This is a genomic window from Membranihabitans marinus (assembly GCF_019802045.1).
Classification (GTDB): domain Bacteria; phylum Bacteroidota; class Bacteroidia; order Chitinophagales; family Saprospiraceae; genus Membranihabitans; species Membranihabitans marinus_A.
This window is the reverse complement of sequence record NZ_JAHVHU010000034.1, coordinates 1-4276: the sequence shown is the minus strand read 5'-3', so window position 1 is coordinate 4276 and position 4276 is coordinate 1. Positions and strand designations below refer to the sequence as shown.

Below are 4276 nucleotides of genomic sequence, written 5' to 3'. Positions count from 1 at the left end.
CATCGGTTGCACAAGAATTTGATCGAACCGGTCACTGCGTATTATGAAGAAATAGCTTATGTCTCCGGGGCAAAAAAACACCAGCGCGATACGCTCGACTTTATCAATTCACTGTGGAACTTTATGGATGGGATGACCAAATCTGAACTGGATGGAGAATTAATCTATCAGGGTGCCCCACTGAACCGGCCCGAAAAACTAGATAAAGCGGTTCGCCGGAAGAAAAAATCCAGTCGGGAAAGCACCTATGAGATCACGTTGTCGCTTCATGAAAAAGATATGTCTATAGAAGAGATCGCTTCTTTGCGGCAACTCACGGAAAATACAATTTATGGTCATTTTATTCACCTGTATAAAAAAGGCAAAGTCGATATTACCTCCTTGCTTGACAAGGAGAAACTGGCTGACTTGCTCCCACACTTCACCAATGTATCCGAAGAAACCTCACTCACTGAAATCAAAAGCCGCCTTCCTTTTACGGCGACCTACAACGAGATACGAGCGGCGAAGGCGTACTATCTGGAGAAAAACTAGCGGTTGTTTCCGAAGGATCTCTGCCGGGTGGTTATGTAGTTTCTTAGGGTCAGTGCTGACTTTTGTATAAATTTTCTTTCGCGTTGATTTACATATTAATAATTTGTGTTATGTGTATTGGATTGTTATATAGTCTGTATATATAATCAATATTATTTAAAGTTAAAATTTATTAAAAATGATTATCCTTTTTTATTATGGAAACAAAACATTGTGTAATTTTATGGATCTGCGTTAATGTGTTATGCAGAAATTTGACGGAGATATTAATTTCATTTAATGAAAAAATATATTTCTGTAGACAAAATCTGTTCGAAACAGTCAGAAACAGATTTGTGTCAAAATCGAAAATTTTAAAATATGTGATTCTTTTGTGGCAATTATTTTTTTGAAAACTTATATTAACCTAAATAACCTAATATGAAACGCCGATTTTTACTTTTAGTTATGGTGTTGTCTTTGACAATACTCTATGCGAATTCACTTGATGCCCAAGTGGTGAATTCCAATTCCAATTTGGTTTATTCTACAATTCAAGATGCGATTGATAATGCAGCTTCAGGCGATGTGATCATGGTGACCACAGCGACCCATACAGAAGGGCAAATCGTGATTGATAAAAATTTGACCATCCAAGGGCAGGGAATGAATATGACTACGGTTTATTCGAATTACTCAACTGCAGGTGGTTCCGATAACGATGCAGCAGCCTGGATTCGGACGGAACTTGGGACCCATGTAGTTATACAAAATTTGACATTAGATGGCAATGGCATAGATACATATGCTGCTATACGATTTGAGGACAATGGAATGGTGGATGGAGTACATTTTAATGACATCATTTATCCAGGGTATGGTGGGGTCGCTGTGCAAATAGGGAATGGTGATGTGCATATCTCAAATTCGGTATTCACCAATATTGGTCGTATCGGAGCACACTTCAGAGGAGTCACCAGTGGTAGTGTATCAGGTTCCTTCACTGGTAATACCTACACTGGAAAGGGAAGCGGAGATCATATTGACTATGCCGTTGATGCCCAGGGGGGTACTACGGTATATATCGCTAATAATGAAGTGACTAATAATAAAGGAATTGCTTCCATCGATAACTCTGAATCTGCGGCAATTCTAATCTCTACATTTTTTCCTGGACCGCCCTACAATTCTGTATCCAATGATGTTACTGTGGAAAACAATAATTTTTCCGGGAACATCAATGGCATTGGAATTGGGTTCAATGCAGCTGACCAGAGTAGCGTGACTATGAATAATAATGACTTATCTAATTCTGAAAATTATTTTATTATCAATCGCAGTGAACAGTTTGAGATGGACCCTGGTACGAATTGGTATGGTACCGTTGATACTGCTGCTATTAACTCGAAATTGGCTGGAGATATAGCTTATACAACCCTTTTTGCATCAGGAATGGATGCAAATCCGGCAATGACTGGATTTCAGCCCGGAGGCAACATTATTACCATTGCCCAAGCAGGCGTGGCACTGGGTGGATCACAGGCACCGAATTGTTCGAACTTTTCCCCTGCCATTGATGAGGTGGGCAATATCGAAGTGGGAGCTGACGATTATTTAACAAATCATGCTAATGTGCAATATCCCCTTACTGTTACTGTATACAATCATTGGGGAGGAGTTCTTAGTGGCTTTCCCATCACATTTAATAACGGTTTCCAAACGCACACTTGGAATGTATGTAGTTACCTTGGGAAAACCCTGGACTATTCAGTTAGGAATAACGTAGGGAATTGTACGCAAGGGGTCATCAACCTTAATGGGACCCCTGGAGTAGTACTTACTTCCGCTTTGGGTGCCAAGGTTACAGGACCTCATGTGACTGACAATAAAATTAATGTGTATTGCGGAAATATTCCGGTACCATCTTCACATGTACCTACGGCAAGTACTCCTTGTGGTGGTCGCGCGACGACTCCAAAAGTACAGCCTGACTGGGTCATGATGCCCAATGCATGTGGTGATGGCGATACAGCGAAAGTGATCTGGAGAACTTGGGAATCGTACGATAAGAATGGTCAGTTGACCACGCTTACAGATACGATTGTTGTATTCCGATTGCCGGAATTGACACCAGAAGCGTTTTTGGCGAATGCCGAAGATTCTTTCTTCTGTGAACTGGAGCCTGTAGTGGACGAAGGCGATGCTTTGAAGCGCTATGCAGCCTGGAAGCAGCCTGTAGGTATTCACGATTACGAGTACGCTCATTCCAAATTGGGTGGTGTGATCTATGATCTGCCATTGACAGTAATAGAAGCTGGTCTGGATCACGCGTGGGACCAGGGGACGAAAATATTTGCTGAGTACTTGGAGTGTGTGATTCTGCAAAAAGCAGATGGCACGCAAGTAACCATTAAAGACATCATAACCGGAGATTACGGCGATGCTGTACTAGCAAATGCAACGCAGCAGCAGTTGATTTATGGCTTGGTTCACGAGATTCTTGAAGGTGGTGTATCGCCAACTTCTTGGAACTATGGAGGTACGAACTATACTTTTGTACCTTACTTGCTGTTGCAGGAAGGTGATTTAGTCTTATCTGAAGGCGGAACTTTTGTTAAGGTGGATTCGAAGTGGTTCTATAATGGTCACGGTAACAGTCCTTTCTGGTTTTCCGGTGGATGGCCTTCCATTTATGGAAGCGGTGACTGTGTGAGCTATTGCGATGTAGGAGCTGGTGAAAAGTTCGACTGTGTACGTGTGCTCGTGCCTGGTTTGACCATCGAAGAAGGGATTTCAACGAATCCTGAGCTTTGTCAGGATATTTGCTTGAAAGAAGGGGTGCACTGCGGTATTCAGATCCGTCAGGAATCTGCGGACTGGTCTGGAAGCTGTCCTCAGACACGCGGTTTGGACACGTATGTAACACAGACGTGCTGGGCTACTGATGAGGAAGGTGTTGCTGTGGAGAATGTTTGTGCTACACCATCAGAAGAACCTAACGCTGTTGTAGAGTTAGAAGCGACTGATAAGTCGATCAAGATTCACATCAGCGAATGGCAGACACTTGTTGACACCATGGGACCAATCTTTGACTTCTGTTACCCATCAGACTGGGATCAGGAAGATATTCAGGAATCTATCCGTGCCGGTGTTCAATATGGAGGTGCAGCTGAATGGGAATTAAGTAACCCAACGACCTACCGAGTAGGAACACATGAGTGTGCTGCTGAAGTATATGTACCATCTGTACAGGTGGTTGATAACTGCAGTGGTGTTCATGCTGTGAAAGCGATGGTCGAAGTACAAGGTGGAACTCGTGCCGTAGCACTTGAGCTGACCAATACCGAGACGAAAACACTGGCTAGTGGAGAAGTATGTACCGTATATACTTACTCGCACACGGCTGATCCAATCACGATCCCTTTCAGTGGATGTGATGGTGAATTGACTGAAGTAGTATATGAAGCTGCAGACAACTGCTGGAATCAAAGTACATGGAGCAAATTCATCCGTGTAACAGACGATGTACCTCCGACCGTGGTCGTGAATCGTAACCTGAATGTCACTCTATCGGATAAGATAGCATGGGCAAAATCAGAATATTGGGATGAAGGAAGCTGGGACAACTGTGCGATCGATCTTCAATTGGGACGACGCAGTGACTGGTGGACGGAGACAGCCATGGTTGATCTTTGTGCTGAGCTAGGTCCGAATGCACCTTATGACAACTGGGTTGACCTGTTGGATGACCTGGGTGTAGACC

Annotated in this window: 1 protein-coding gene and 1 pseudogene; both read left to right on the top strand. The window is 43.2% G+C overall.

From position 1 onward, the window contains the following. Positions 1-534: helix-turn-helix domain-containing protein (locus tag KUV50_RS19240; protein WP_222581839.1), on the top strand; the 534-nt coding region annotated here is incomplete at its 5' end. Positions 535-954: 420 nt separating this feature from the next. Beyond that, positions 955-4276 (top strand): annotated as a pseudogene (locus KUV50_RS19235) (hypothetical protein); the annotation flags it as partial.